18 protein-coding genes and 1 pseudogene are annotated in these 22,045 nt (G+C 57.3%); 8 read left to right on the top strand and 11 right to left on the bottom strand.

The features are described 5' to 3' along the window. Position 1 precedes the first annotated feature (1 nt). Positions 2-1,249 (top strand): NADP-dependent isocitrate dehydrogenase, encoded by a 1,248-nt coding sequence (gene icd, locus AMUC_RS10035; RefSeq protein ID WP_012420908.1) that lies wholly within the window; start codon positions 2-4, stop codon positions 1,247-1,249. Between the two features lie 83 nt (positions 1,250-1,332). On the opposite strand, the gene AMUC_RS10030 is transcribed toward icd, so the two are convergent. Further along, positions 1,333-2,454 (bottom strand): acyltransferase, encoded by a 1,122-nt coding sequence (locus tag AMUC_RS10030; RefSeq protein WP_012420907.1) that lies wholly within the window; start codon positions 2,452-2,454, stop codon positions 1,333-1,335. A 152-nt stretch (positions 2,455-2,606) separates the two neighbouring features. Here AMUC_RS10030 and AMUC_RS10025 point away from each other — a divergent pair. After that, positions 2,607-2,867: pseudogene (locus AMUC_RS10025) on the top strand (VOC family protein); the annotation flags it as partial. Positions 2,868-3,498: 631 nt separating this feature from the next. Here the strand turns inward: AMUC_RS10025 and AMUC_RS12170 are convergent. From AMUC_RS12170 to nrfD, 5 genes are read right to left on the bottom strand one after another with little or no spacing between them, the layout of a single operon-like run. Next, a complete protein-coding gene (locus AMUC_RS12170; RefSeq protein WP_012420904.1) occupies positions 3,499-5,826 on the bottom strand; it encodes a c-type cytochrome in 2,328 nt (775 codons plus the stop codon). Then, on the bottom strand, positions 5,823-7,055 hold the full coding sequence (locus AMUC_RS12715; protein WP_012420903.1) for a hypothetical protein: 1,233 nt from the start codon (positions 7,053-7,055) through the stop codon (positions 5,823-5,825). The genes AMUC_RS12170 and AMUC_RS12715 overlap by 4 nt, the downstream gene beginning before the upstream one ends. Continuing rightward, complete coding sequence (locus AMUC_RS12165) at positions 7,052-7,714, bottom strand: c-type cytochrome (RefSeq protein WP_012420902.1); 663 nt, start codon at positions 7,712-7,714, stop codon at positions 7,052-7,054. The genes AMUC_RS12715 and AMUC_RS12165 overlap by 4 nt, the downstream gene beginning before the upstream one ends. Next, on the bottom strand, positions 7,711-8,271 hold the full coding sequence (locus tag AMUC_RS10005) for a quinol:electron acceptor oxidoreductase subunit ActD (protein WP_012420901.1): 561 nt from the start codon (positions 8,269-8,271) through the stop codon (positions 7,711-7,713). Before AMUC_RS10005 ends, AMUC_RS12165 begins: the two co-directional genes overlap by 4 nt. After that, positions 8,268-9,605: an NrfD/PsrC family molybdoenzyme membrane anchor subunit gene (gene nrfD, locus AMUC_RS10000; RefSeq protein WP_042449226.1), complete on the bottom strand. Its 1,338-nt coding sequence runs from the start codon at positions 9,603-9,605 to the stop codon at positions 8,268-8,270. Before nrfD ends, AMUC_RS10005 begins: the two co-directional genes overlap by 4 nt. A 346-nt stretch (positions 9,606-9,951) precedes the next feature. On the opposite strand from nrfD, the gene AMUC_RS09995 reads away from it, so the two are divergent. Beyond that, entirely contained in the window at positions 9,952-10,965 is a 1,014-nt protein-coding gene (locus AMUC_RS09995) for a chorismate-binding protein (protein WP_012420899.1), read from the top strand. A gap of 38 nt (positions 10,966-11,003) precedes the next feature. On the opposite strand, the gene AMUC_RS09990 is transcribed toward AMUC_RS09995, so the two are convergent. Continuing rightward, positions 11,004-13,295: a glycoside hydrolase family 31 protein gene (locus tag AMUC_RS09990; protein ID WP_162610408.1), complete on the bottom strand. Its 2,292-nt coding sequence runs from the start codon at positions 13,293-13,295 to the stop codon at positions 11,004-11,006. A gap of 325 nt (positions 13,296-13,620) precedes the next feature. On the opposite strand from AMUC_RS09990, the gene AMUC_RS09985 reads away from it, so the two are divergent. Both AMUC_RS09985 and AMUC_RS09980 read left to right on the top strand, forming a co-directional pair. Next, complete coding sequence (locus tag AMUC_RS09985; RefSeq protein WP_012420897.1) at positions 13,621-14,919, top strand: glycosyltransferase; 1,299 nt, start codon at positions 13,621-13,623, stop codon at positions 14,917-14,919. 50 nt (positions 14,920-14,969) lie between these two features. After that, positions 14,970-16,157: a glycoside hydrolase family 57 protein gene (locus AMUC_RS09980; RefSeq protein WP_012420896.1), complete on the top strand. Its 1,188-nt coding sequence runs from the start codon at positions 14,970-14,972 to the stop codon at positions 16,155-16,157. Positions 16,158-16,317: 160 nt separating this feature from the next. Here AMUC_RS09980 and def read toward each other — a convergent pair whose 3' ends face one another. From def to AMUC_RS09960, 4 genes are read right to left on the bottom strand one after another with little or no spacing between them, the layout of a single operon-like run. Beyond that, the gene (gene def / locus AMUC_RS09975; protein ID WP_012420895.1) at positions 16,318-16,866 is read right to left on the bottom strand and encodes a peptide deformylase; all 549 of its coding nucleotides are present in this window, start codon (positions 16,864-16,866) and stop codon (positions 16,318-16,320) included. Between the two features lie 31 nt (positions 16,867-16,897). Next, on the bottom strand, positions 16,898-17,326 hold the full coding sequence (locus AMUC_RS09970) for an ExbD/TolR family protein (protein ID WP_012420894.1): 429 nt from the start codon (positions 17,324-17,326) through the stop codon (positions 16,898-16,900). Between the two features lie 7 nt (positions 17,327-17,333). Continuing rightward, a complete protein-coding gene (locus AMUC_RS09965) occupies positions 17,334-17,966 on the bottom strand; it encodes a MotA/TolQ/ExbB proton channel family protein (protein WP_012420893.1) in 633 nt (210 codons plus the stop codon). Between the two features lie 38 nt (positions 17,967-18,004). Beyond that, complete coding sequence (locus AMUC_RS09960) at positions 18,005-19,222, bottom strand: hypothetical protein (protein ID WP_012420892.1); 1,218 nt, start codon at positions 19,220-19,222, stop codon at positions 18,005-18,007. Between the two features lie 192 nt (positions 19,223-19,414). On the opposite strand from AMUC_RS09960, the gene AMUC_RS09955 reads away from it, so the two are divergent. From AMUC_RS09955 to AMUC_RS09945, 3 genes are all read left to right on the top strand, one after another. After that, positions 19,415-19,915 carry a single-stranded DNA-binding protein gene (locus AMUC_RS09955; protein WP_012420891.1) on the top strand — a complete coding sequence of 167 codons (501 nt, stop codon included), beginning with the start codon at positions 19,415-19,417 and terminating at the stop codon, positions 19,913-19,915. A 229-nt stretch (positions 19,916-20,144) separates the two neighbouring features. Further along, the gene (purD, locus tag AMUC_RS09950; RefSeq protein ID WP_012420890.1) at positions 20,145-21,401 is read left to right on the top strand and encodes a phosphoribosylamine--glycine ligase; all 1,257 of its coding nucleotides are present in this window, start codon (positions 20,145-20,147) and stop codon (positions 21,399-21,401) included. Positions 21,402-21,431: 30 nt separating this feature from the next. Then, entirely contained in the window at positions 21,432-22,031 is a 600-nt protein-coding gene (locus AMUC_RS09945) for a DUF1287 domain-containing protein (RefSeq protein WP_012420889.1), read from the top strand. Positions 22,032-22,045: the final 14 nt, after the last annotated feature.

Raw genomic sequence — 22,045 nt, 5'->3', positions numbered from 1 at the left:
CATGGCCAATTTAACATTCACCCCTCCCGCGGACGGTGCAGCCGTCACCATGCAGAACGGCAGGCTTTGCGTTCCGGACAGGCCCGTCATTCCCTTCATCATCGGTGATGGAACCGGTCCTGAGATATGGGCGGCGGCCTCCCGTGTCATTGACGCAGCCGTAGCCAAGGCTTATCAGGGCAGGCGTTCCATCGCATGGTATGAAGTTTTTGCCGGGCAGAAATCTTTTGACAATCTGGGCACCTGGCTTCCGAATGAAACGGTGGAAGCTTTCCGCACGTACCTCATCGGCATCAAAGGCCCCCTCACCACTCCGGTGGGCGGAGGCATCCGCAGCCTGAACGTCACGCTGCGGCAGGATCTGGATCTGTTTGTCTGCCTGCGTCCCGTGCGCTATTTCAACGGCATTGAAACTCCCGTCAAAGCTCCGGAAAAAGTGGACATGGTCGTTTTCCGCGAAAACACGGAAGACATCTACGCCGGAATCGAATTCAAGGAAGGCACGGAGGATGCCAAGCTGTTTTTTGATACCATGAGCCGCATTTTCCCGGACCGCATGAAAAAGGTTCGTTTCCCGGAAAGCTCCGGCTTCGGCATCAAGCCCGTTTCCCGTGAAGGCACGGAGCGCCTGGTGCGCGCCGCCATTGACTATGCCGTGAAAAACGGAAGGAAAAGCGTCACGCTGGTGCATAAGGGCAACATCATGAAATTCACGGAAGGCGGCTTCCGTGACTGGGGATACGATGTCGCACGGCGGGAATACGGCGCCCTCCCCATAGGGGACGGCCCCTGGCTGAAACTTCCCAACGGTATCGTTATCAAGGACTGCATTGCAGACGCCTTCCTTCAGGAAATTCTGCTCCATCCGGAAAACTTCGACGTGGTAGCCACGCTGAATCTGAACGGGGATTACATCTCCGACGCCCTGGCGGCGCAAGTCGGCGGCATCGGAATCGCCCCCGGAGGCAACATCAACTACCTGACGGGGCATTCCATTTTTGAAGCTACGCACGGCACCGGGCCGAAACTGGCCGGACTGAACAAGGCCAACCCCAGCTCCGTCATCCTGTCTGCGGAGATGATGTTGCGCTACATGGGCTGGACGGAAGCCGCCGATCTGCTGATTCAGGCCATTGACCGGGTGATTTCCGAAAAAACGGTTACGTTCGACCTTGCGGAAATGATTCCCGGTTCCACGGAACTTACCTGCTCCGCTTACGGCGACAAACTGGTGGAAACCCTGAGCTGATCCCTGTTTTTCCCGCTTTTTCCATCCGGACTGCCCTCCCGCCACACGATGCGGAGGGCAGTTTTTTGTCTCCATGCCGGAATTTATCCGATCAGGTACCTGCTGCCGGGGAGGAAGGAGAGCAGCTTGATGATTCCCCAGGCTGCCAGGCACGTCGCCGCAGTCAGCAGCGGAATGGAAAGAGAAGCCGGAAGGAACAACAGATGGAGCATGCCAAAGAGGCGGTAAACGGCTCCCACCAGCACAAAGTGGACCAGGTAGATGCCGAAACTCATGCTGGAGAAATCAGCCAGGAACCGCTGCGGCGCGGACCCGGCTCTGAACGCGGGAAGTGACTGGAAGAGAACGAAGAAGGCTACGGACATGAGGGCCACATTAATGCTGGCGAAGCCGATGTAGTCGCCGCTTGAGGACCAGGCCTGAGCCGTGGACGTCCGGTAGAAATGGAGGGTAAACCAAAAGGCCGCGGCCAGACACGGAACGGCCCAGCAGGCCGTGCGGGCGAAGGAGGCATTCCCAGGGTATTTCCTCAGAAAGCAGCCGAGCACCATGTAGCCCAGGTACCCGGAGAAGGAATGCAGGGCCCCGTATTCATTCCAGGGACATTTTCCCAGATAGCTGGGGAAAATGGTCTGGAGATAAGGGAACAAGAGGGTGAGCGCCCACAGCAGCAGGAAGTAGGCAAAGGCCGCCTTTCCCGCTTTCTCCACCCAGGGGGATATTACTGGCAGGAAGAGGTAAAGGCCCATCAGCACGTAGAGGTACCAGAGATGAATGCCCACGCTGAATTTCAGTGGAATCAGCAGCAGGTTCGTTCCCATGGTTTCCAGGTCCGGCGTGACCTGTGAGAGGGGGAAGACGGAGTGAAAGCTGTTCCCCGTGAGCGTTTCATAGCTCCACGGAAAAACAGTGTAAAACGCAGACCACAGCAGGAAGGGGAACAGGACGCGGGTGAAGCGTTTTTTCAGGAATTGCCCCGTCGTATCCCGAACGGGCAGCAGGAGGGCGCCGGAAATCATGAAAAACAGGGGGATGGAGACCCGCACCAGCACCGTATAAAAGGAGGACCAGGCAAAGGTTTCATTGTCCGGAGTGAAAGGAGGCGACACAAAAAACTGCCCCACGATGTGGCTGGCAATAACGAGAATACAGGCAAAAACACGGATATTGTCCAGCCAGGGAATGCGGGAGGAAGGAAGATTCATGAAAAGGTTCCTTAACTACCTGCGGACGGCTCCGTTTCTTTCACCATAAAACCAGACGTTAACAAAACCGGGAAAAACACATTTTCCTGGCGGAGGCTCCGCAAAACATTAAACAGAAAAACAGGCTATTCGCCAATTCCATGAAGAAGAACATGAACAGAGTAACCGGCATCTGCCTTGGAGTCATAGACATGAAAAAGTCCCTGCAATTTTACCGGGACAAGCTTGGTTTTAAAACGGACGAGACCGGGGACAATCCCGACGTGGTATTTTTCTGCACCCCCGGCACCAAACTGGAATTATACCCGCTGGATTTGCTGGCAAAGGACATTGACCCGGGCAATCCTCCGGCCCCCGGTTCCGGCTTCGGAGGGATAACACTGGCCTACAATGCCATCACGAAAGAGGAAGTTGTGGAAATCTAAAAGGGCTTGCCTGGCCAGCATCATCTCCCCGCTGGTGACGCCCGGACTGACGAACCACACCGGGTGGCCGTCGCGTGGCCGCCGGAAATCACAATGTCGCTGGGCACTTCCGACCTGGAATAGCCGCCAAGCACGATGCTGTGCCCGCAGCCGTCTTCCACATACCCCCCTGCCGATGCCTATGCAGAAGGTCCCCCTCGATCCGGGAACCCATGCCCGCGCAGAAGGAATAGGCCGTGGCCGTATGGAGCTTCTCCGATTCATTGGACGTATTACTCTGATAACCCAGGGCAATCCCCATGTGACAGTGGTCCGTATTGGACCAGGAACCTACGGAAACGCAGGAATTCCCTACTTTAATATGATCCCCCAGGGCGGTTCCAGCGGAGTTGGTGCCCACGAACGTGGAACCCACAACGGTACCCCGGTCGTCTCTGGTGGAAGAGGTAACCTATCACAACATTGTCCGTGCCATTGGCGGCACTGGCATTTGTTCCGATTACAACGTTTCTGTCCGCAGAAAGGGCGGACGTATCATCTAAATTCATAGAATGGCATTTGCAGCCATTTCCGTTCCCGGGGCAAGGAGCATGAAACGTTGTAATCGGGGGCCCTCCCGTCACAGATCCCGGCGGATGGCGTCCACCTGCTCCGGCGTATAGGCCGCCTTCTCCACCCCGCCGAACTGGCGGCGCAGGAATGTGAGCAGGTTCGCCAGGTCGCGGGAATCCGTGACGCCGGGCGGCAGCATGGTGGAATCCCATTCCTTTCCATTCACCGTGATGGGTCCGGTCAGTCCCTGGAGGATGATCCTGACGATTTCCACATCAGGCTTTTCCTTCAGCCACTCGGACCCGGCCAGGGGAGGATAGGTCACCTTGTCCCCCATGCCGTCGTTGCCGTGGCAGATGGCGCATTTGGAAAGGTATACGCCCCTGCCCTTTTCCATCACGGCGGCGGCGCGGGCTTTCTTCAGGCGTTCCATGTCCACGGCGGGAGGATGCGCGGCATAATCCGGGTGAATATGGGACAGGGCCGGGAAGGAATGGATTTGGTCGCGCTTCAGGGAGGGTTCCACCCTCCGCAGGGACTCCAGGTAGTTCAACAGGCGCTCCCCGCGCGGGGAAGGCACCAGCTCCCGGCCCCGTTCCATCCGGACAGGCAGGGCAGCCGTGGAGGGGGCGTTCCCTTCCACCGGGCGTTCCTCAAACAGTCCGGGCATGGCCGGACACATGGTCCAGGGCTTGTTGAACTGCAATTCCCGCGGGTTGTAAAGATGCAGGGCCAGCCATTCCCGCACCTGCGCGGCGCGGCGCGTGCCGCCGGATACGGCGTCTTCATATTCCAACCTCCCGGCGGCGTATTCCGCCGCATTGCTCAGGTCCGGGCCTATGGCCGCCACGCCCGCCTGCGGAGCCCCTTCCCTGTTGAATTCGGCATCCATGTCTTCCGGTTCACTGACCCGGTAGGGGAAATCAGGATCCGTGCCGCGGTCAATCGCCGTCTGCCAGTCCTTTCCGGACAGGGAACGCCGGATAATCTGGGTATGGCACAGGGCACACCCCTCTGCGGCGTAAATGCCGGAACCTTCCGCATCATGAACGTGCCTCCTAACCTCCATGGTATCCGGAGGCGGAGCATGCAGAACAACGGCCGCAGCCGTCGCCAGCGCCAAAGCCGCCGCTACGGCTGAAATGAAGAAGAAACGCCGCAAAAACGGAGGGGAAGACTCCCGGCCTCCGTCTTCCGCTCCCGCTGGCCGCCACAGGCAGAGGCTGCCCGCCAGGCAAAAAGCCATGGCTACGGCGTGGATGCAGGCAGCCATGCCCACCCAGCCGCTCATCAGCTCCGCGCGACGGGCCTCAGGAAAAGCCTGGACATCCAGGGCGGCAAGCACGCCCACGGCATACGCCAGAAGCACGCCGCAGACGCCTGCGCCCAACAGCCGCCATGCCGCAGGGAAATGTCCGGGGGCCTTCCCCCCTGCCATCATCAAAACTCCGGCCCCCAGCAGAATCCATAATTCCGGTTCATGCCATGCAGACAGGGAAAACTGCATCAGCTCAGGCGCACCCACAACAAACACGTTCCATGCCGCCAGCAAGGCAAGCAGGGAAACTCCGGTCTTCACCCATATTCCGGTCTTCGTACCGGATTTTATCCAAAAACGCGCCACCGCCAGGACGGCGGGAAGAACGGCGCACCAAAACCAGGCGGTACCGGCCTCCACCAACATCCACGGCACGGGAACCCCCTGAAGCCCCCCCAGCCCGCCAATCACCGGAGCCGCCGCCAGCACCAGGGCCATCCAGACGGACAGGATTCCGGCTGCCCTCCCCAGCGCCATATCCAGGCGGAGCGCCGCCGCTCCCAGGGCGGCAAACATCAGCCCGCAGGACAGGCTTCCTCCCAGGGCGGAAACATCCAGCAGGCCATTCATGGACAATGCCTGCGTATGTCCCAACGCCCAAAGGGCCGCGGCCACACACCCGGCGGAGGAACTGAACAACAGCCGTACAGTCCACGGAAACGGACGGAACCATGCGACGCACGCCGCCCCTGCGGCAAGGAAGGCAAAAACCGGGCAAACCCACCAGTCAAAAGGCATCAGGAGCACGCCGCTCCCATTTCCCGCGGCAATAGTCGCCAACCCCAACGCAACGCAGGCATGCCAGAGCCATTCTACGGGTTTCATCCACCGGCTCCTGCTTCCCGCCGCAAAGGAAAACAGGACGGGGAGGGCCCAGCCGTACACCAGCATGCCGTAGAATGCGAACATGAGGCGGCCGGCCGGCCACGGCAAAGGCTCCTCCGCCACCAGACCGGAAGCGTACGCCAGCGACCACAGGAAACCCAGCACGAAAGCCCCTGTCAGCCAGAACAGGGGGAGATACTCGCCCGGACGGCGGGAAAACAGAAAAAAAACGGCGGCGGTACGGTTCATCATGATTCGGGAAATACCCTGCGGACGCTCAGTGCCCCCAGGAAGGAAAAACAGCAGATCAGGGCCATCCCTCCCAAGAGCAGGACAAGCGGAAGCCATGCCTTCCATGCGGACGGGTCCAGCCCAAGTCCGGGGCCGAACATCCAGCATGCTTCCAGCAGGGAGCCAAACAGCACCCCGGCGCATACAGCGCCCAACGCGGACGGCCGGCGTCTCAACGCGGGGAACAGCAAAATAAGGAAAGGCAGCAGAAGCTGAAGAACAAGAGCCGCGGCAAACATTCCGGACCAGCCGGAGGAAGCGGCTGCGTTATAAAAGGACATTTCAGCCGGAATGGAGGCGTACCAGGTAATCATGTACTGAGAATACACAATATAGGCTTTCACCAGAACCATAGCCGTCAGCATGCCGCCCAGGCGGGGCCAAGGCAGCTCCTTCCCTCCGTCCAGCCGCCTCAGGAACACGGCAGACAACACAGCGAATGCCAGGGACACCAGCAGAACATATGCAATCATGTATACGGGGAACATGGAAAGAACGACCTTTCCCGTCCCTCCCAGCATGTCCATCCCCAGCAGGCCCAGCATCATCACCGTCACAACCATGCAGAAGGCGGCAGAGCCCCGGCGGAAGGAAGGCTGCCAGACATTTTTTTCCGCAACCAGCGTTTCCCATACCTGGGCCATGCTCCAAGAAAGCACCGCAATACTCCCCACGCGCACGTACAGCCATGCCGGGTTCCACCATGAGAAGTCAGCCAAATCCAGAACGCCGAAGGGCTGGACGCCGGGAGAGGCAACATCCGCCACTCCCCAGTAGCGGGCTGCTTCCGGAAAAATCACGGTAGTCAGGCAGCCGACCGTTCCGGCCAATACCAAAACACCGGGTAAAAACCCCCAGCAACCCGCCGCCAGCACCCTTCTCAGCGCAATGCCCCAGCCGGAACCCGTCAGTGAAGACAGGCAGAGCCAGAACAGGCACCCCAGACAGAGGCTGGAGCCAAGGACCCCTACGGCCATTCCGGCAGCGGCGAACGGCCTTCTCAATTCCTGCAACCTTTCTCCGGCTACCGTCATGTCGTCCCAGGGCATGGCCGTAAAGGACTGGCGCATCAGCACGCACCATAATAGAACGGAAATGATCCACAGGGAAAGGGCAGCGGAACGCCCGGCCCAGCCGAATCCCGGACGGTCCTGGCGTTCCCCGCCTGTTGAAGATGTATTGCTGTTCATGAATGTTGTTCCTTTTGTTGAACGGCAGGTTCTTCCGGCGGCGCTTGCAAATGGCGGATAAACGCCACCAGACACCAGATTTCCCGCGCCGTGAGAATGTTTCCGAAAGCGGGCATGTTCCCCTGCCCCAACCGAATGCTCCTGAACATTTTTCCAGAAGAATAGGAAGCATATTTTTCATCCCGGAAGGGGCCTATTTGCGGATAGGTGTCATAAGCGGCCATGCTTCCGCGTCCGCTTCCGTCCTCTCCGTGGCAAACGGCGCAATGCGCCAGATAAAGCGCGCGCCCCTCCGCCAGCACGTCGCGGCTGCGGGAGATGCCGCCCAGTTCCAGAGGCATGGAATCCTCCTCTCCGCCCTGCATGCGGCCGGAGGAAAAATAGGAACCTTCCGCAGCAAAGGAGTCCCGGTCATCCTCCCGTTTTCGGACCGTTCCGTTCATGCCCAGGGACTGCGCCACGGAACGGGGAGGCGTCAGGCGCGCTTTCCGGTCCGGAGCGGCGGAAGAAATCCCCACCTGCTGGGCATCCGCCAGAGGACGATCATTCATATTGTCAAACAAACGGGGAACGGCATTTCTTCCATCGTCGTCCCCTGCCAGGAACCAGAGTGCTCCCAGCAGAACAAGGGCTGCTACCGCCGTGATGCCTCCTCTCATGCCCGGCCTCCTTTCCCATGAACGTACTCGCAGGCATCCGGATGCAGGGCTTCAGCCAAAACGGCGGCATAGCCTTCGCTCCCGCCTTCCAGCAGAATGAAGTAACCGTTCCCGTGCTCATCCGTCCTGAAAAAATCACACTCGAACGCCCAGTCGTGCCATTGCGGGAGAAGAGCCCCCTTCAGAAAACCGGCGGCGGTCAGCAATCCGGCCCCCAGCAAAGTTCCTTCAAACAGGGGAGGGACATATGCGGGCCAGCTGTCCCAGCCCTGGACCCTTCCCTGGGTCACAAGGGGATCCGCACAGAACTGCGTCCAGTAAAGCCACAGAGCCACGGCCAGAAACCCGCAGACGCCGCCCGCTGCGGCCCACAGCCGAACGCCTGCTCCCACGGCCTTCCCGGCGTGCCTGTTGGCAAAACGAACAGCGGCGCAGGGGTAAGGTGCGCAAACCTCCCAGCGCAGATTTTCCTCCTTCACCAGCACGCGGACGGCCTGAAGGAGCGCCTTCTCCGAACCGAAGGAAAGCACCCAGCCGGAAATGACGGGCTTTTTCATGCCCCGCCCTCCTTGTTCAGGGATTGCTGTTCCCGCACGTCGCACAGGGAGAAGAACGGAGCCACACGCACCAGCGCCATGTACAGGGCCATAAACAGCCCCACGCTCCCGGCCATCATGGCCAAATCCGTCACGCTGGGGAAATACTCTCCGATGTTGGCAGCCAGCAGGGATGCCTTCAGGGAATTCACGACAATCCAGAAACGTTCCATCCACATGCCCGCAAGCACTCCCAGAGCCACGGCGGCGATCACCCAGCGGTTGGTTCGCAGAGAACGGAACCAGAACAACTGGGGCAGCGCCACATTCCCGGCAACCATGACGATGAGGAACACGGCATTCACAGGATTTCTGCCCGGAAACGGCTCCGGAGAGCCTCCATTCAGAATGGCTGCCAGATGCTCCCACAAATACATGGCTCCCATCACCAGGCTCAGGGCCAGCACAAACCGGGAACTTAAATCCAGAATGGCCGGAGTAACGGCCCGGCGAACGCCGCTGCCGGCCATCAGACGTCTCACCCCCAGCAGAATCAGCTGAACCATCGCCATGCCGCTGAGGATGGCCCCCCCTACGAAATAGGGCGGGAAAATGCTCTGGTGCCACCCCGGCACCTGAGTCACGGAAAAATCGAAACTCACCACGGAATGAACGGATACCACGAGAGGAGTCAGAATAACCGCAAAAAGAAGGCTGGCCTTTTCATAGGCGCGCCACTGGCGCCCCGTTCCCTGCCAGCCCAGCGCCAGCCACCCGTACCGGCGCCTCAGACGCCCCTTGCAGCAATCCCTCAGCAACGCGAAATCCGGCACCAGGCCGATATACCAGTACAACAGGGAAAGAAGAAAATAGGTGCTGACTGCCATGACATCCCACATCAAAGGAGAGGCCATGTCCGGCCAAATTCCGCTCACTTCCGGCAACGGGGAAGCCATCCACGCCATCCAGACACGCCCTACGTGCACCACAGGGAAAACGGCGGCGCAGATAACCGCGCACAGGGTCATCTGTTCCGCTCCGCGCGCAATCGGGCTTCTCCATGACTGGCGCGTCAGCAGCAGGACGGCGGAAATCAGGGTGCCCGCATGCCCCAGGCCTATCCAGAAAACAAAATGCACGATGTCCAGCCCCCACACCACGTTATTATTCACCCCCAGCACGCCCACACCCTCTGCGGCAATGCGCCAGGAACTCCACCCTATGCCCCACGCCGCCAGCAATGCGCTGGCGAGAAACACGCTCCACCAAACGGGTCCCAGCGGCTTCCGCACCTCTGCCAGCATGGCCTCTACCGGAATATCGGCGGTGGGGACTGATGGTGCTGGTCTGTTCATTATCTGCATAGGGTCGGAAGCTCTTTAAAGCTTACTTGAGTGCTTTTCCCCGTCAATTTCAAAAGGGGAACGCACGTGACATGGCGCACGGCTCCAGGAAACAGGGGCGGAGTTCCTCTCCGTTACAGGCTCCGGGCAGGGAAAGGTCGTCATCCCCTGCTTTTTCAACGGAGGAGGAAAAAGCGTTAGGGACGAAGGGGAATACCCTTTTTCAGGTCCATGCCATCCATGGGACATTCTGGAAAAACGGAGGCGCCCACTGAACCGTCATTCCCGTTTCTTCCGCACTTCACAAACATTCAAATAGCTGGAATTCCCGGCGGCGGCATTTTAACATGAATTGCGCATGGACATAAAAACGCTGACTTCCGGAGCCCTGATCAAGCACCCTTCCCGCGGCCTTCTTCTCGGAACCGGGCCTTTCCGGGAATCAGCGGAACCGCCGGATTCCGGCCCCGCCTTTTATATTGATACATTCCGGCTGGACGACCCGCGGCCATGGAAAATACCGGCAGCCCTTCATGCTCTCCCGGCGGAGGGAAATCCTCCCCCGCCTGCTCCGGAAATCCGGTGGACGGAACCGTCTCCGGACACATACGCGCAGGTTTTTGCGGAAATGATGGAGCAAATCGCTGCCGGGCAATTGATGAAAAGCGTTCCGGCGATCCCCCAGTTCGGGGAAATGCTGCTCCCCCACACACCCCGGGAACTCATCCTGCGGGCCATCAGCAGCTCTCCGTCCCATTATCCCTACGCCTGGTGGACGGAACGGGAAGGATTCTGCGGAATCACTCCGGAAACACTGTTCCACCAGCAGAGCCGCCGCCTGGAGACAATGGCCCTGGCAGGAACGGCCCGTCCGGAGGATGAAGGGGTTTTCATCAACGACGACAAGGAAATCCGCGAGCATGAAATCGTGGCGGGCAGCATTCTTTCCCGCCTGTCCCCCTTCGGCAGCGTCACCAGAACGGCACGCAGCGTGCTGAACCTGGGCACCCTGATCCACTTCGTCACTTACCTCACACTGGAATCGGACGAACAGCATACTCCGGCCCACTGGATACGGCTGCTCCACCCCACCCCCGCCCTGGGTTCCCAGCCCCGCACGGAAAACACGCTCGCCCAGCTGGACGACTGGCGTTCACGTCTCCGCTGTCCGCTTCACTTCGGCGCCCCGTTCGGGTTTCTGGAAGATGGAGACTTTTTCTGCCTGGTAGGCATTCGCTCCCTGTACTGGCAGGGGCAGAGGCTCGCACTCTGCACCGGGGGCGGCGTAGTGGCCTCCTCCACCCTGACGCATGAATGGCGGGAACTGAAACTGAAGAGGGATACGGTCAGGCGCAGTTTCCACCTTCCATGACAGTTCCTCCGGACGCCTCATCCCTTAATGGAAGAACATTATTCCTCCGGCCAGCAGACGGAAAGCGTGTCAAATTTATCCTTCACCGGTATTTTCCACACCCTTCCTTCCCTCATCACGCCGCAGCACGGCACGCCGTCCATGCATGCACTGACGGAAATACCCGCAGGCAAACCGTGCAAAACCACCTCTGCGGACTCATGGAACGCACAGGGATCCCCTTCGCAGTTCCAATCCAGCTCCAGGGAATTGGTGCCGCCGCGGTAAAGGAACCCATGCACGGCGCATTCTCCGTTCCGGTATGCATATCCGTCCCCTGCATCTTCATACAAATGGGAAGCCACCTCCCCTTCCGGCGCCCACCATACATCCAGCGTCAGCGGCGGCCGAGGCAGTTCTCCCACGTATTGCTGTACCGGCCAATGGGGAATTACCGCCCCTCCGCGGACATACACGGGCAGGAAAGAAAGGGGGCACTTCACCCATACATCCTTTCCTGTGTCCTCCATCAGGCTGTCCGTGTGGTAGGAATACCAGACGCCCTCCGGAATGTAGAGGAACCTCCCGCCTTCCTGCGGCTCATGAATGGGAATGACGTACAGATGGTCTCCAAAGAAATACTCCGCCCCCCGCCAGTAGGTGTCCTTGTTGGTAAAACATTGCAGGGCCAGGGAGCGCAGCACGGGCATGCCCGTCTCCGCGTACCGGCGGAACTGCGTGTAGATATAGGGAAGCAGGCGGTAGCGGCCCTCTATGGCGGCTTTCACGTAAGAGGTGACTTCCTGCCCAAAAACCCATGGCTCCTGACCGCCGAACTCCCCGGAGGAATGATTGCGGAAAAAACCGTGGAAAGAAGCCATTTGCATCCAGCGGCAAAACAATTCCGGCGTGGGATGCCCCATGAATCCCCCAGCATCCGCTCCCGCAAAGGAAATGCCGGAAGCCGCAAGCCGCTGGCACTGGAAATTGGCCAGCTTCAAATGTTCCCAGCTGGACCGGTTGTCCCCTGTCCATGTGGCGGCAAAGCGCTGCAATCCGGCAAAACCGGATCGGGACAGCAGGAAGGGGCGCCGGTCCGGAGCGTGACGCTTCATGCCCAGCCAGGAGGCTTCCGCCATGCACTGCCCGTAAATATTATGGGCCTTTTCATGGGAACAGGGCATGCCGTCATATTCATGCCGCGTATCCATCGGGAAAGTGCGGTCCGGAAAAACGACAGGTTCGTTCATGTCGTTCCAGAGGCCGCGCACGCCAATTTTCCCAATATCCCTGCTGAACAGATCCGCCCACCAGCCGCGTACGGCGGGAGCCGTAAAATCCGGAAAATTGCAAAGTCCCGGCCATACTTCTTCCGACAATAAATTGCCTTCCGACCGGCGGCAGAAATAATTGCGTTCCATCCCCTCTTTCCAGACCGGATTGACGGAATTGACCTTCACGCCGGGATTGACAATCAGAACCGTCTTCACACCGTCCTTCTCCAGGGCGCGGACCATTCCTTCCGCGTCGGGAAAATTCTGTTTGTCCCAGGTAAATCCCTCCTTCCGTTCCATGTAATGATGGTCCAGATGCACGGCATCGCACGGAATGCCCAGGCCCCGGAAACGCTCCACCAGATTGTATACGGCCTTGTCCGGATAATAGCTCCACTTGGACTGGTGGTACCCCAGCGCCCACAAAGGCGGCAATTCAGGCGTACCGGTAAGGCGCGTATAAGCGGAGATGATGTCCAGAGGAGTGTTGTCGTAAATGAAATAATAATTCATCAGGCCCCCGAAGGACCCGAAGGAAAGAACCTTTTCATCCGTAGCTCCGAAGTCGAAATACGAACGGCACGTGTTGTCAAACAACAGGCCGTACGCCTTCCTTTCCCGCAAACTGAGGAAAAAGGGAATACTTTTGTAAAGGGGATCCGACTCCTCATGGAAATCATAATGGTCCGCTCCCCACATGGAGAAATACTTGCCCCTCAGGTTCAAGGCACACGGCTTGTCCCCAAGCCCGAAAAAATGCTCCGTTTCCTGAAGATTTTTCCGTATCCATACCCGGGCGTCTCCAGTCCAGTCCTTGCTCTCCCGGCCGAATCCGCCCTCATCCGTCAGCAGGGGCTCATCCGTAGCAACATCGTAAAAATCCACCTTTTGCTCCTCCGTGCGAATGCGGATGCGGAGCAGGGACGTCTCAACGACATGAAACCCGTCCTCATCATACTCGCGGATTTCCGCTCCCGGCGCGGAATATCCGGGGCTTACGGCATAACTCGGCTCGTCTTCCGGCACCGCTCCGGGGAAATACGTTACGCGGACAATACCGGCATCAGCAAGACACACGCTGAGAGTTATTTTGGAAACCGTATTCGTGTACTCCCATTTGACGAGACTCCCCCGGAGAGGAGGTGTTTTTCGTCTTTCAGGGATGTTGGAAACGGAGCACATTGAAGCCGGACGGAAGAGAGGATCAAAAGCGTTCAGTCCAGACTAAATCAATTTCATGACGAACGCAAGATTGAACTAAAGCAGCACTTTTCTTTTCATTATTAGAGTAAAATTATTCATATTAATCTAGACCGAACATGAAAAATCTGGTTTTATTGCGTTGGTGTACAACACGGCACGAGTCCGTATCCTTCCCGGCACCGACAAACCACATCAACCGATGAGCACAATTCGAGTTCTTACATTAGGATGGGAATTCCCGCCCCTGGTCAACGGGGGGTTGGGCATTGCCTGCCTGGGTCTTTCCAAGGCGCTGGCAAAAAAAGTGGATTTAAGGGTGATCGTTCCCAAGGCCGACCCTTCCGTCCTTTTTGACGGATTCCAGCTCACCGGTCTCAATAACGTCTCCTATCGGGAAGTGGAGCAAGTGGACCGGAAATATTCCTATGACAGCTTTGCCCTGGTGGAGCGCGCGCCCATTGAACTGGACCCCTACACCACCGTGGAAGGGGGATCCGGCGTGGTGCAGTTCACCAAGGAAGGCCGCATCACCTTCTCCAAAACGCATGAAGCCGACCTTCAGCTGTTCAGGAACAAGGAAGACCTTTACGCCGGAGACCTGGCCCTGAAAGTCATTCAATTCTCAAAAATAGCGGTAAAAGTCGCCCTTCAGCAGGATTTTGACATTATCCACGCCCATGACTGGATGACCTATCTGGCTGGCGTGGAAGTGAAAAAAGCCACGGGCAAGCCCCTGGTGGTGCATCTGCACGCTTCCCAGTTTGACCGTGCCGGAGCGGATGCCCGCGGCTGGATTTACGACATTGAAAAATTCGGCATGGAACAGGCGGATGCCGTTATCCCGGTCAGTAAATACACGGGAACCATCGCCAGCGGGCACTATGCCATCGACCCCCATAAGATATTTCCCATTCACAACGGAGCGGATCCGGTCAAAGTCTTCAAAGGGAAGAAAAAATTCCCGGAAAAACTCGTCCTCTTCCTGGGCCGCCTGACGGCTCAGAAAGGCCCGGGATTCTTCCTTCAGATTGCCGCCAAGGTTCTGGAACAGACGGACGACGTACGCTTCGTCATGGCCGGTACGGGAGAAAAGCTCCGCCAGTTGATCGAATCCGGAGCCTTCAAGGGCGTGGGCGACAAATTCCACTTCACCGGCTTCCTGAACAAGGACAAAGTCAATGAACTCCTCTCCATCACGGACATCTACTGCATGCCTTCCGTATCGGAGCCCTTCGGCCTTTCTGCGCTGGAGGCGGCCCAATTCAACATTCCCGCCGTGATTTCCAAGCAGTCCGGCGTGGCGGAAGTCATGAAGGGAGCCCTGAAAGCGGATTTCTGGGACGTCAACAAGATGGCGGAACATATCGTCCATCTCTGCACGGATGAGGAATTGTACCGGAAAGTAGTGGAACAGAGCACGGAGGACATCAAGGCCTCCACCTGGGATGCCGCCGCAGACAAGGTTATCCGGGTCTATGAACATGTGCTGAACCGCTAAAAACGCCTTTTTACCCTACTCCATAACTCTCAGCCTTCTTCACCCCGTCCATGAGCAACATTTCCCTCACTTTCGTTGCGCATCAGCCCAACCGGCTGATTCATTATGACTTCTTCAAAATTGGAGAACATGCCTTTTATGAAGATGATGATCTGAATGCCCGCGTGCTTAGCACGGTGGCGGAGCGCTGTTATTTCCCGGCAACCCGGCTGATGAAACAGCTTATTGAACTCACCGGGGGCAAATTCCGCTTTGGGCTGGCGCTCAGCGGAGTCATTCTGGAACAGGCCCTGTACCACAGGCCGGACCTGATTGCCGCATTCAAGGATCTGGCGGAAACCGGCTGTGTGGACTTTCTGGCAATGCCTTATTACAATTCCCTGGCATCCGTTTACTCCCCTCAGGAATTTGCCGAACAGATTGAAGAACACCGGGAGCTTCTCAAAAAACTCTTCCATCAGGAAACGGATGTGCTGATGAATACCGGCATGCTGTACTCCAACGCCATTGCGGCGCAGGCGGAAACGCTCGGTTTCAAGGGCATCATGGCGGACGGCAACCCGGCCATGCTCAAGGGATTTACCAGCAATGAAGTCTTCCTGGCTCCGTGGGTGTATAACACCACCACTATCTTCCGCAACCGGGAACTCTCCAATGACCTGGCAATCATGCGGACTGATCCGGAATGGTCGGAATACCCGCTTTCCCCCACCACTTTCGCGGATTGGCTGACGCACCAGCAGGGAAGCGTCACTACCCTGTCCATGGACTATGAAACTCTGGGGGAACGACAGTCTGACGCTACAGGCGTCTTCGAATTCTGGCGTACGATGATTCTCGCCTGCATAGACGCCGGCAACCGGTTCATGACTCCGTCCGAAGTAGCGCAGGAAATCAAGCCCGTTTCCGTCTGTGAGTGCACCCAGGAAATGACCTGCTCCACTTTTGGAACCATGTCCCATTGGAATGGCAACGTCATGCAGGATGAAGCCCTCCGCAAAATCTACCGTCTGGAAAAACCGGTCAAGGCAGCCCATGACAAGGATCTCACCCACGTTTGGCGCAAACTGCAGAGCGCGGACCACTTCCACTACATGCAGAAGGAAAACTCCTTCACGCCGTATGCATCCGCCTTTGACGCGTACATTTACTACATGAACGCTTTGGCAGATTTGCAAATACGCGTCAAAAGAGAATCCGGAAAACCGGTTCAGCCGGATCCGGAAAAAGCGTCCTGACCTCTTCTCTTCCGAATACTGCGAACCCGGGTGGATTATAGTCTGCCGGGAACATCACGGGACGGTTTCCGGCTGTAAAAACTTTGCGGTTCCGGAATGCGGTCTTCTTTGCCCCCCCTCCTTTGGCTGCCATAAAGGGCCTGAGGGATGTCACGGAAAGCTAATATCCCAATGCCAGACGCTTCAATTTGTTGCGCAGGGTAATCTTCTGTGCGGAAGAAACGCGCTCCACAAAAAGGATGCCGTTCAAATGGTCGCATTCATGCTGCAGGCATCTGGCCAGAAGGCCGTTGCAGTCAATCGTTATTTCTCTTCCGTCAATCAGAAGCACCGTAGCCTTGACAAAATCCGGCCTCACGACGGAAGCACGTATTTTCATCACGCTCAGGCAGCCTTCATGAAAAGGATGCATGGGGCCGTAAGGTTCCAGAACGGGATTGGCAAACATCAAGGGCATGATGTCGGAAAGCTCTTTGTCCTCTCCGTTCACTTTAAGCCAGGTGACGGACTCTTCCTCCTTCGGAATATCAATCACTACCAGTTGAATGGGAATGCTCACCTGGGGAGCCGCCAGGCCAATGCCCTCTGCTGCGTACATGGTTTCCAGCATATTTTCCGCCAGGGTTTTCAGGCTGTCGTCAAAATGTTCTACAGGGCGGCATTTTTCCTTCAATACCGGATTTCCATACTGTGCTATTTCCAATAACATCGGGAGGGGGATAATATATATGTTAAAGCGCTTACCGTGCGCCGGGCTTGTTGATTTCTATTCTGGCAGGAACCTCACCTGCGTCAATACCCACAGACGTCAGCGCATCCCAAATGCCGACAATGATGCCAAACTCCGCTTTTTTATCCACATCAAGCTGCAGTTTGACGCCTGGATTTTCCTTTTTCAAGGCTTCCAGGGCAGCAGCCAGTTCATTCATCTCCACCAGCCTGCCATTCAGGGAAATGGCGGATGTCCCCGTCACGGTCAGAACGGCCCGCTGTTCCGAAGACGGAGTCCCCTCCATGAATTCCGCTCCGGGTACATCTATCTTAAGCAGGGACTGCGGCTTCTTCCACTGCGTATGGACAATGAAAAAAATCAGCAGAATGGTCAATATGTCAATCATGGGGACGATGGGCACCCCCATGCTCCTTGCTTTCTTGCGGTAAAACTGCATGGCCTTGTCAGCGTTGGGAATGATGGCAGCGGAAGGAAACCAGCTCTGTCAGCAGGACTTCCATGGAGGCGGAAATACGCTCCAGCTTGCGGGAATAATAAACGTGGGCAATCACGGCCGGAGTGGCGATGGCGAGACCGGCAATCGTCGTATTCAGAGCCTGGGCAATCCCCTGAGCAATCATGCCGTGACTCTCATCCATTCCGAAAACGCTGAAAATCTGCACCAGGCCGCTGGCGGTTCCCAGGATGCCGAACATGGGTGCGATCATCACAATCATGTCCAGCAGGGGCAGACCCGCCTGAAGCGTTACAAACTCCTCGCGGGCCTTCACCTGGATCATTTCCTTCAGGGAGGCTTCATCCTCCAGCGGTGCATTCAACGCATCCAGCACCAGGCGGCCCTCCACGGAATCCGAATCCGCAGCTATTCTCTCCAATTCAGTGCGCCCCACGGCGCCGCGGGTGTACTGCTCCACGGCCCTGGTCAGCACGACGGGGCAAATGAGGCTCTTCTTCATATTGAACATGCGGTAAATAACGGCCGCAATAAGAAGAACGGAACAGGCTGCCAGCGGGTACATGAAAACGCCGCCTGCCTGGAAGAATGTAATGCAGTCTTTGATCAAGTTCATCATCATATATCTGTGAATGGTATTTGTTGCAGGATGGTAGGTTGTTAAAAATTGAAATCGAAATACATTTCCAAAGAATCCCCCACAAGCATACTCCTTACCTCCGGGGGCATCGCTGGAAGCCTGGCGAGTTTGATGGCGAGGAAGGTAAAGGACTTCTGTACCTCGCTGGCTCCCACGCGGGAAGTCTGCCTCATAGACGAAATTTTGCCATTCTTGTTAATCAGGATGCGGATGCGCACAGTTCCGGTAACAATCAGGTCGCGGTTCAAATCGCACTGGCGGTACCATTGTTCCCCGATAGCCCGGTAAACGATCGCCTGGTACGTTCCCATGGGCGTAGCTTCCACATCCAATGTCGGACGGCGGCCAAAGCTGAATTTGCCGACCTGCTTGGTCTTCCGCTCATGTGTCTTGAAGCCGGGCTGGCTCTCCGCATTGAACATGGGATCATACAAGGGCTGTTTCTGAACCGGTTTTGTATTGGGCACCAAATCCAGATTGGGAAGATTCAGGGGAGGATTGTCCGCCCCTTTCGCAATGCTTTTGGCCAATTCCTCAAGCGGATCCGGCTTCTCCGAATCTCCGGGGCTGGGCAACACTACCGCATGGGGAAGCTGCATGGCCTTCTCCTGTGCATGACGGATGTTTTGTCGGGCCGTTTTTTCCTCTTCCGATTTGCCTGGCTCTCCCTTCTTGACGGGAGAATGAGCCAGGGAACCGGGATGACCGGCAGGCGGCATGGATGGTTCCAGGGGCTGGTAGGGAACATTGGAAGAAGCTCCGGGGGAGGCGTTTTTGTTGCCGTCCCGTTCATGGCTTAAATCCCCATCCTGCCTTTCCTGGTTAAAAAGGACAATCTCTCCGTTTTCCCGTTCCACGCCATCCTGGGCGGGCATATCCCTGTCGCCGTCCGGATCCTTCCGGCCGCCTTCCGCCCGCGTGTTCCTGTTGCTCTGGAATTTGGGCACTTCCGGCCTGGTGGCGCTTTCCTGCTCCTCATTGGTCTTCACGACGGCAGGCAGATATTCCGCGGGCTCTTGTCTCCGGCTCTCCAGTTGAGGTTCCACTTTCTTTACCATGCGCGCGCTTACAGCCACTTTCCTCCGCGCCGCTTCAGCCGGACGTGGGGAAGCCAGCCATTCTTCAGGAACCAGGCAGCTCCCCGCCAGCAAAAACAGGTGTGCCAGCACAGACAGCAAAAGGCATGTGCCCCAGGAAACCCGGAACAGTCCGTTTCTCCGCCGCTGCCTGAAACTCATGGAGGTAAAGTTTTCACGGTTCCATGACGAATGCAATGTAGAAAGGAGACATGATGAAGGACGATTCCGTAATTTAGTATTGCACAAGACCATGTGCAGGCCCATACTTGCTAGCGACCAAACACATGCCTTCCTCCTAAACGGCAAGGCCCTTTTCCTATATACCATACACCTCGTTAACACCCATCCTATATGGCCAATCTCAACAAAGTCTTCTTAATGGGCAACCTTACCGCTGATCCCGAACTGCGCTACACTCCCAAAGGAACCGCCGTTACGGACATCCGCCTTGCCATCAACCGTTACTACGCGGGCGACAACAGCGAACGCCAGGAAGAAACCACTTTCGTGGACGTCACCCTTTGGAACCGCCAGGCGGAAGTTGCCGGCAACTACCTCAGCAAGGGCCGCGGAGTCTTTGTGGAAGGACGCCTTCAACTGGATTCCTGGGAAGATAAAGCCTCCGGGCAGAAACGCACCAAGCTGCGCGTGATTGGGGAAAACATCCAGCTCTTCCCCCGCGGCGGTGAAGGCGATATGGGAGGTGCTCCGCGCCAGCAGTACCAGAATGCTCCCCGTTCCAACAACTACGGACAATCCCGCCCGGCCCAGAACTACAACCCGCCCCCCATGCCCCCCACCAATCAGCCGTCCAACGACTTCGGAGACATGGACGACGAAATCCCGTTCTAAACGCAAATACCGCCCTTTCCTTTTACAGGCCGCCTTTCCTCCGGGTCAGGCGGCCTTTTTACATCATCTTCCCCGAACGGAACGGCTGCGCCGTGCCACGAAAAGAAAAAGTGGTACAACCCCATTCCCGGCAATGGAGGAAAAGCATGGGAACAACCGGACAAAAGGGAAAACCTCACCGTTCATTTCAGCTTGGCAAAATCAGTCCGTCCCGGCATACTGGCGGCGTATGAAAATAGCCGTTATTGGAAAAGGTGGACGTGAACATGCACTGGTCAAGGCACTCAAGGAATCTCCCTCCGCTCCGGAAATGTACTGTTTCCCGGGAAGTGACGCCATCAACCGTCTGGCTACCCCCATCCCGGCCAGGGATCTGCCCTCGCTGATCGACTGGATGGTTTCCAATAAAATGGATCTCTGCGTTGCCGGGGAGGAAAGCTATCTGGTCAAGGATGAAGGCCTGGCCAATGCCTGCTCCCGTGCGGGCATCCCCTGCTGGGGGCCGGTAAAAGAAAGCGCCCAGCTGGAAGCCAGCAAGGAATTTGCCAAGGACTTCCTGCTCCGCCACCGCATCCCTACCGGGCAGGCGCGCGTAGCGGCCACATTGGAGGAAGCCCGGCAATTCATCGGAAACAACTATCCTACCGTGCTGAAATTTGACGGTCTGGCCGCCGGAAAGGGCGTAGCCGTCTGCATGAGCAAGGAGGAAGCAGACTCTTTCCTGAAAGAAGTATTTACGGACAGGCGTTTTGGTGAAGGGCGGCTGCTGGTGGAAGAATTTCTTACCGGACCGGAAGTTTCCATCTTCGGCGCTCTGGTGGACGACCATTATCTCATCCTCTGCCCGGCACGGGACTACAAGCGCCTCAAGGAAGGCGATGCAGGCCCCAACACGGGCGGCATGGGAGCGGTGGCTTCCCGTCGGCTGGTGGAGCCGGAAATGATGGAACGCATTGAAAAGGAAATCGTGGCTCCGACGGTAGCCGGACTGAAAAAAGACGGACTGCCTTACCGGGGTTTTCTGTACTTCGGCCTGATGCTGACTCCAAACGGCCCAAAAGTAATTGAATACAACTGCCGCTTCGGCGATCCGGAATGCCAGGCCGTTATGCCCCTGCTCTCCGGAGACTTGGCTTCCTTCTGCCTGCATGGGGCCAAGGGAGAATTTGCGCCGGAAGAAATTTCCTTCCAAAACGGCTGGAGCGTCTGCTGCGTGCTGGCCTCCAAAGGATATCCGGAGACCTCCCATTCCGGCGACGCTATTCAGGGACTGGACGATATTTCAAATGCTTCCGTTTACCACGCCGGCACCAAATGGAATGCGGATAAAAACTGTTATGAAACCAATGGCGGCCGCGTCCTGGCCGTCGTGGCACAGGGAGATACCCTCTCCGAAGCGCGCCAGCGTGCCCACAACGAAATCAAAAAGATTCAATTTCACGGCATGCAGCGCCGGCCGGACATCGGCTTTGCCAGCTTCGTCTGATTTTTCCGCGTTTCCCTCCCCATCTGCCCTATGAAACCGGCGGCCCTTCTCATCCTCCTGTTTCTTTCCTGCCCTGCATGCCTGATGGCGGACAACGCCGCGCTGGCGGCCAAGGCGCGTGAACAGGTAGGAGTAACGGTTTCCTACAACGGAGGCTATCAATCCATTCCCTACCCCAACGGAGACGTTCCCCTCGAAACGGGAGTATGCACGGATGTGGTCATCCGCGCCATGAGGGCCTTCGGCCTGGACCTTCAAAAAGCCGTGCATGAGGACATGAAGGCCCACTTTTCCAAATACCCTAAAATATGGGGATTGAAAACGACGGACCGCAGCATTGACCACCGCAGGGTCCCTAATCTTCGTACCTTCTTTGCCAGAAAAGGTTGGTCCGTTCCCATTACGGAAAACGCGGCGGACTACGAGCCCGGCGACCTGGTTACATGGAACCTGTCCGATAGTATTCCCCACATTGGCATCGTTTCCGACCGGAAAACGGAGGAAGGCACGCCGCTGATCATTCATAATGTAGGCGCCGGAACGCAGGAAGAAGACTTCCTGTTTTCCCACACCATCACGGGCCACTACCGTCCCGTGCTGGCTGAGAGGAAACAGAAAGCGCAACCCTGATTCTTACCCCCGTC

Origin of the sequence: Akkermansia muciniphila ATCC BAA-835 (genome assembly GCF_000020225.1) — a bacterium.
GTDB classification, from domain to species: Bacteria; Verrucomicrobiota; Verrucomicrobiia; order Verrucomicrobiales; family Akkermansiaceae; genus Akkermansia; species Akkermansia muciniphila.
This window is presented reverse-complemented; position numbering and strand designations above follow the sequence as displayed.

What these genes read in the sequence shown, in the direction of transcription:
- AMUC_RS09995 (WP_012420899.1), top strand. Translation starts at nt 9,952, where the DNA reads ATGGACATAAAAACGCTGACTTCCGGAGCCCTGATCAAGCACCCTTCC.
- AMUC_RS10030 (WP_012420907.1), bottom strand. Translation starts at nt 2,454, where the DNA reads ATGAATCTTCCTTCCTCCCGCATTCCCTGGCTGGACAATATCCGTGTT.
- AMUC_RS12170 (WP_012420904.1), bottom strand. Translation starts at nt 5,826, where the DNA reads ATGATGAACCGTACCGCCGCCGTTTTTTTTCTGTTTTCCCGCCGTCCG.
- AMUC_RS09965 (WP_012420893.1), bottom strand. Translation starts at nt 17,966, where the DNA reads ATGATGATGAACTTGATCAAAGACTGCATTACATTCTTCCAGGCAGGC.
- nrfD (WP_042449226.1), bottom strand. Translation starts at nt 9,605, where the DNA reads ATGAACAGACCAGCACCATCAGTCCCCACCGCCGATATTCCGGTAGAG.
- icd (WP_012420908.1), top strand. Translation starts at nt 2, where the DNA reads ATGGCCAATTTAACATTCACCCCTCCCGCGGACGGTGCAGCCGTCACC.
- AMUC_RS09980 (WP_012420896.1), top strand. Translation starts at nt 14,970, where the DNA reads ATGAGCAACATTTCCCTCACTTTCGTTGCGCATCAGCCCAACCGGCTG.
- AMUC_RS09985 (WP_012420897.1), top strand. Translation starts at nt 13,621, where the DNA reads ATGAGCACAATTCGAGTTCTTACATTAGGATGGGAATTCCCGCCCCTG.
- purD (WP_012420890.1), top strand. Translation starts at nt 20,145, where the DNA reads ATGAAAATAGCCGTTATTGGAAAAGGTGGACGTGAACATGCACTGGTC.
- AMUC_RS12165 (WP_012420902.1), bottom strand. Translation starts at nt 7,714, where the DNA reads ATGAGAGGAGGCATCACGGCGGTAGCAGCCCTTGTTCTGCTGGGAGCA.
- AMUC_RS09970 (WP_012420894.1), bottom strand. Translation starts at nt 17,326, where the DNA reads ATGCAGTTTTACCGCAAGAAAGCAAGGAGCATGGGGGTGCCCATCGTC.
- def (WP_012420895.1), bottom strand. Translation starts at nt 16,866, where the DNA reads ATGTTATTGGAAATAGCACAGTATGGAAATCCGGTATTGAAGGAAAAA.
- AMUC_RS09960 (WP_012420892.1), bottom strand. Translation starts at nt 19,222, where the DNA reads ATGAGTTTCAGGCAGCGGCGGAGAAACGGACTGTTCCGGGTTTCCTGG.
- AMUC_RS12715 (WP_012420903.1), bottom strand. Translation starts at nt 7,055, where the DNA reads ATGAACAGCAATACATCTTCAACAGGCGGGGAACGCCAGGACCGTCCG.
- AMUC_RS09955 (WP_012420891.1), top strand. Translation starts at nt 19,415, where the DNA reads ATGGCCAATCTCAACAAAGTCTTCTTAATGGGCAACCTTACCGCTGAT.
- AMUC_RS10005 (WP_012420901.1), bottom strand. Translation starts at nt 8,271, where the DNA reads ATGAAAAAGCCCGTCATTTCCGGCTGGGTGCTTTCCTTCGGTTCGGAG.
- AMUC_RS09945 (WP_012420889.1), top strand. Translation starts at nt 21,432, where the DNA reads ATGAAACCGGCGGCCCTTCTCATCCTCCTGTTTCTTTCCTGCCCTGCA.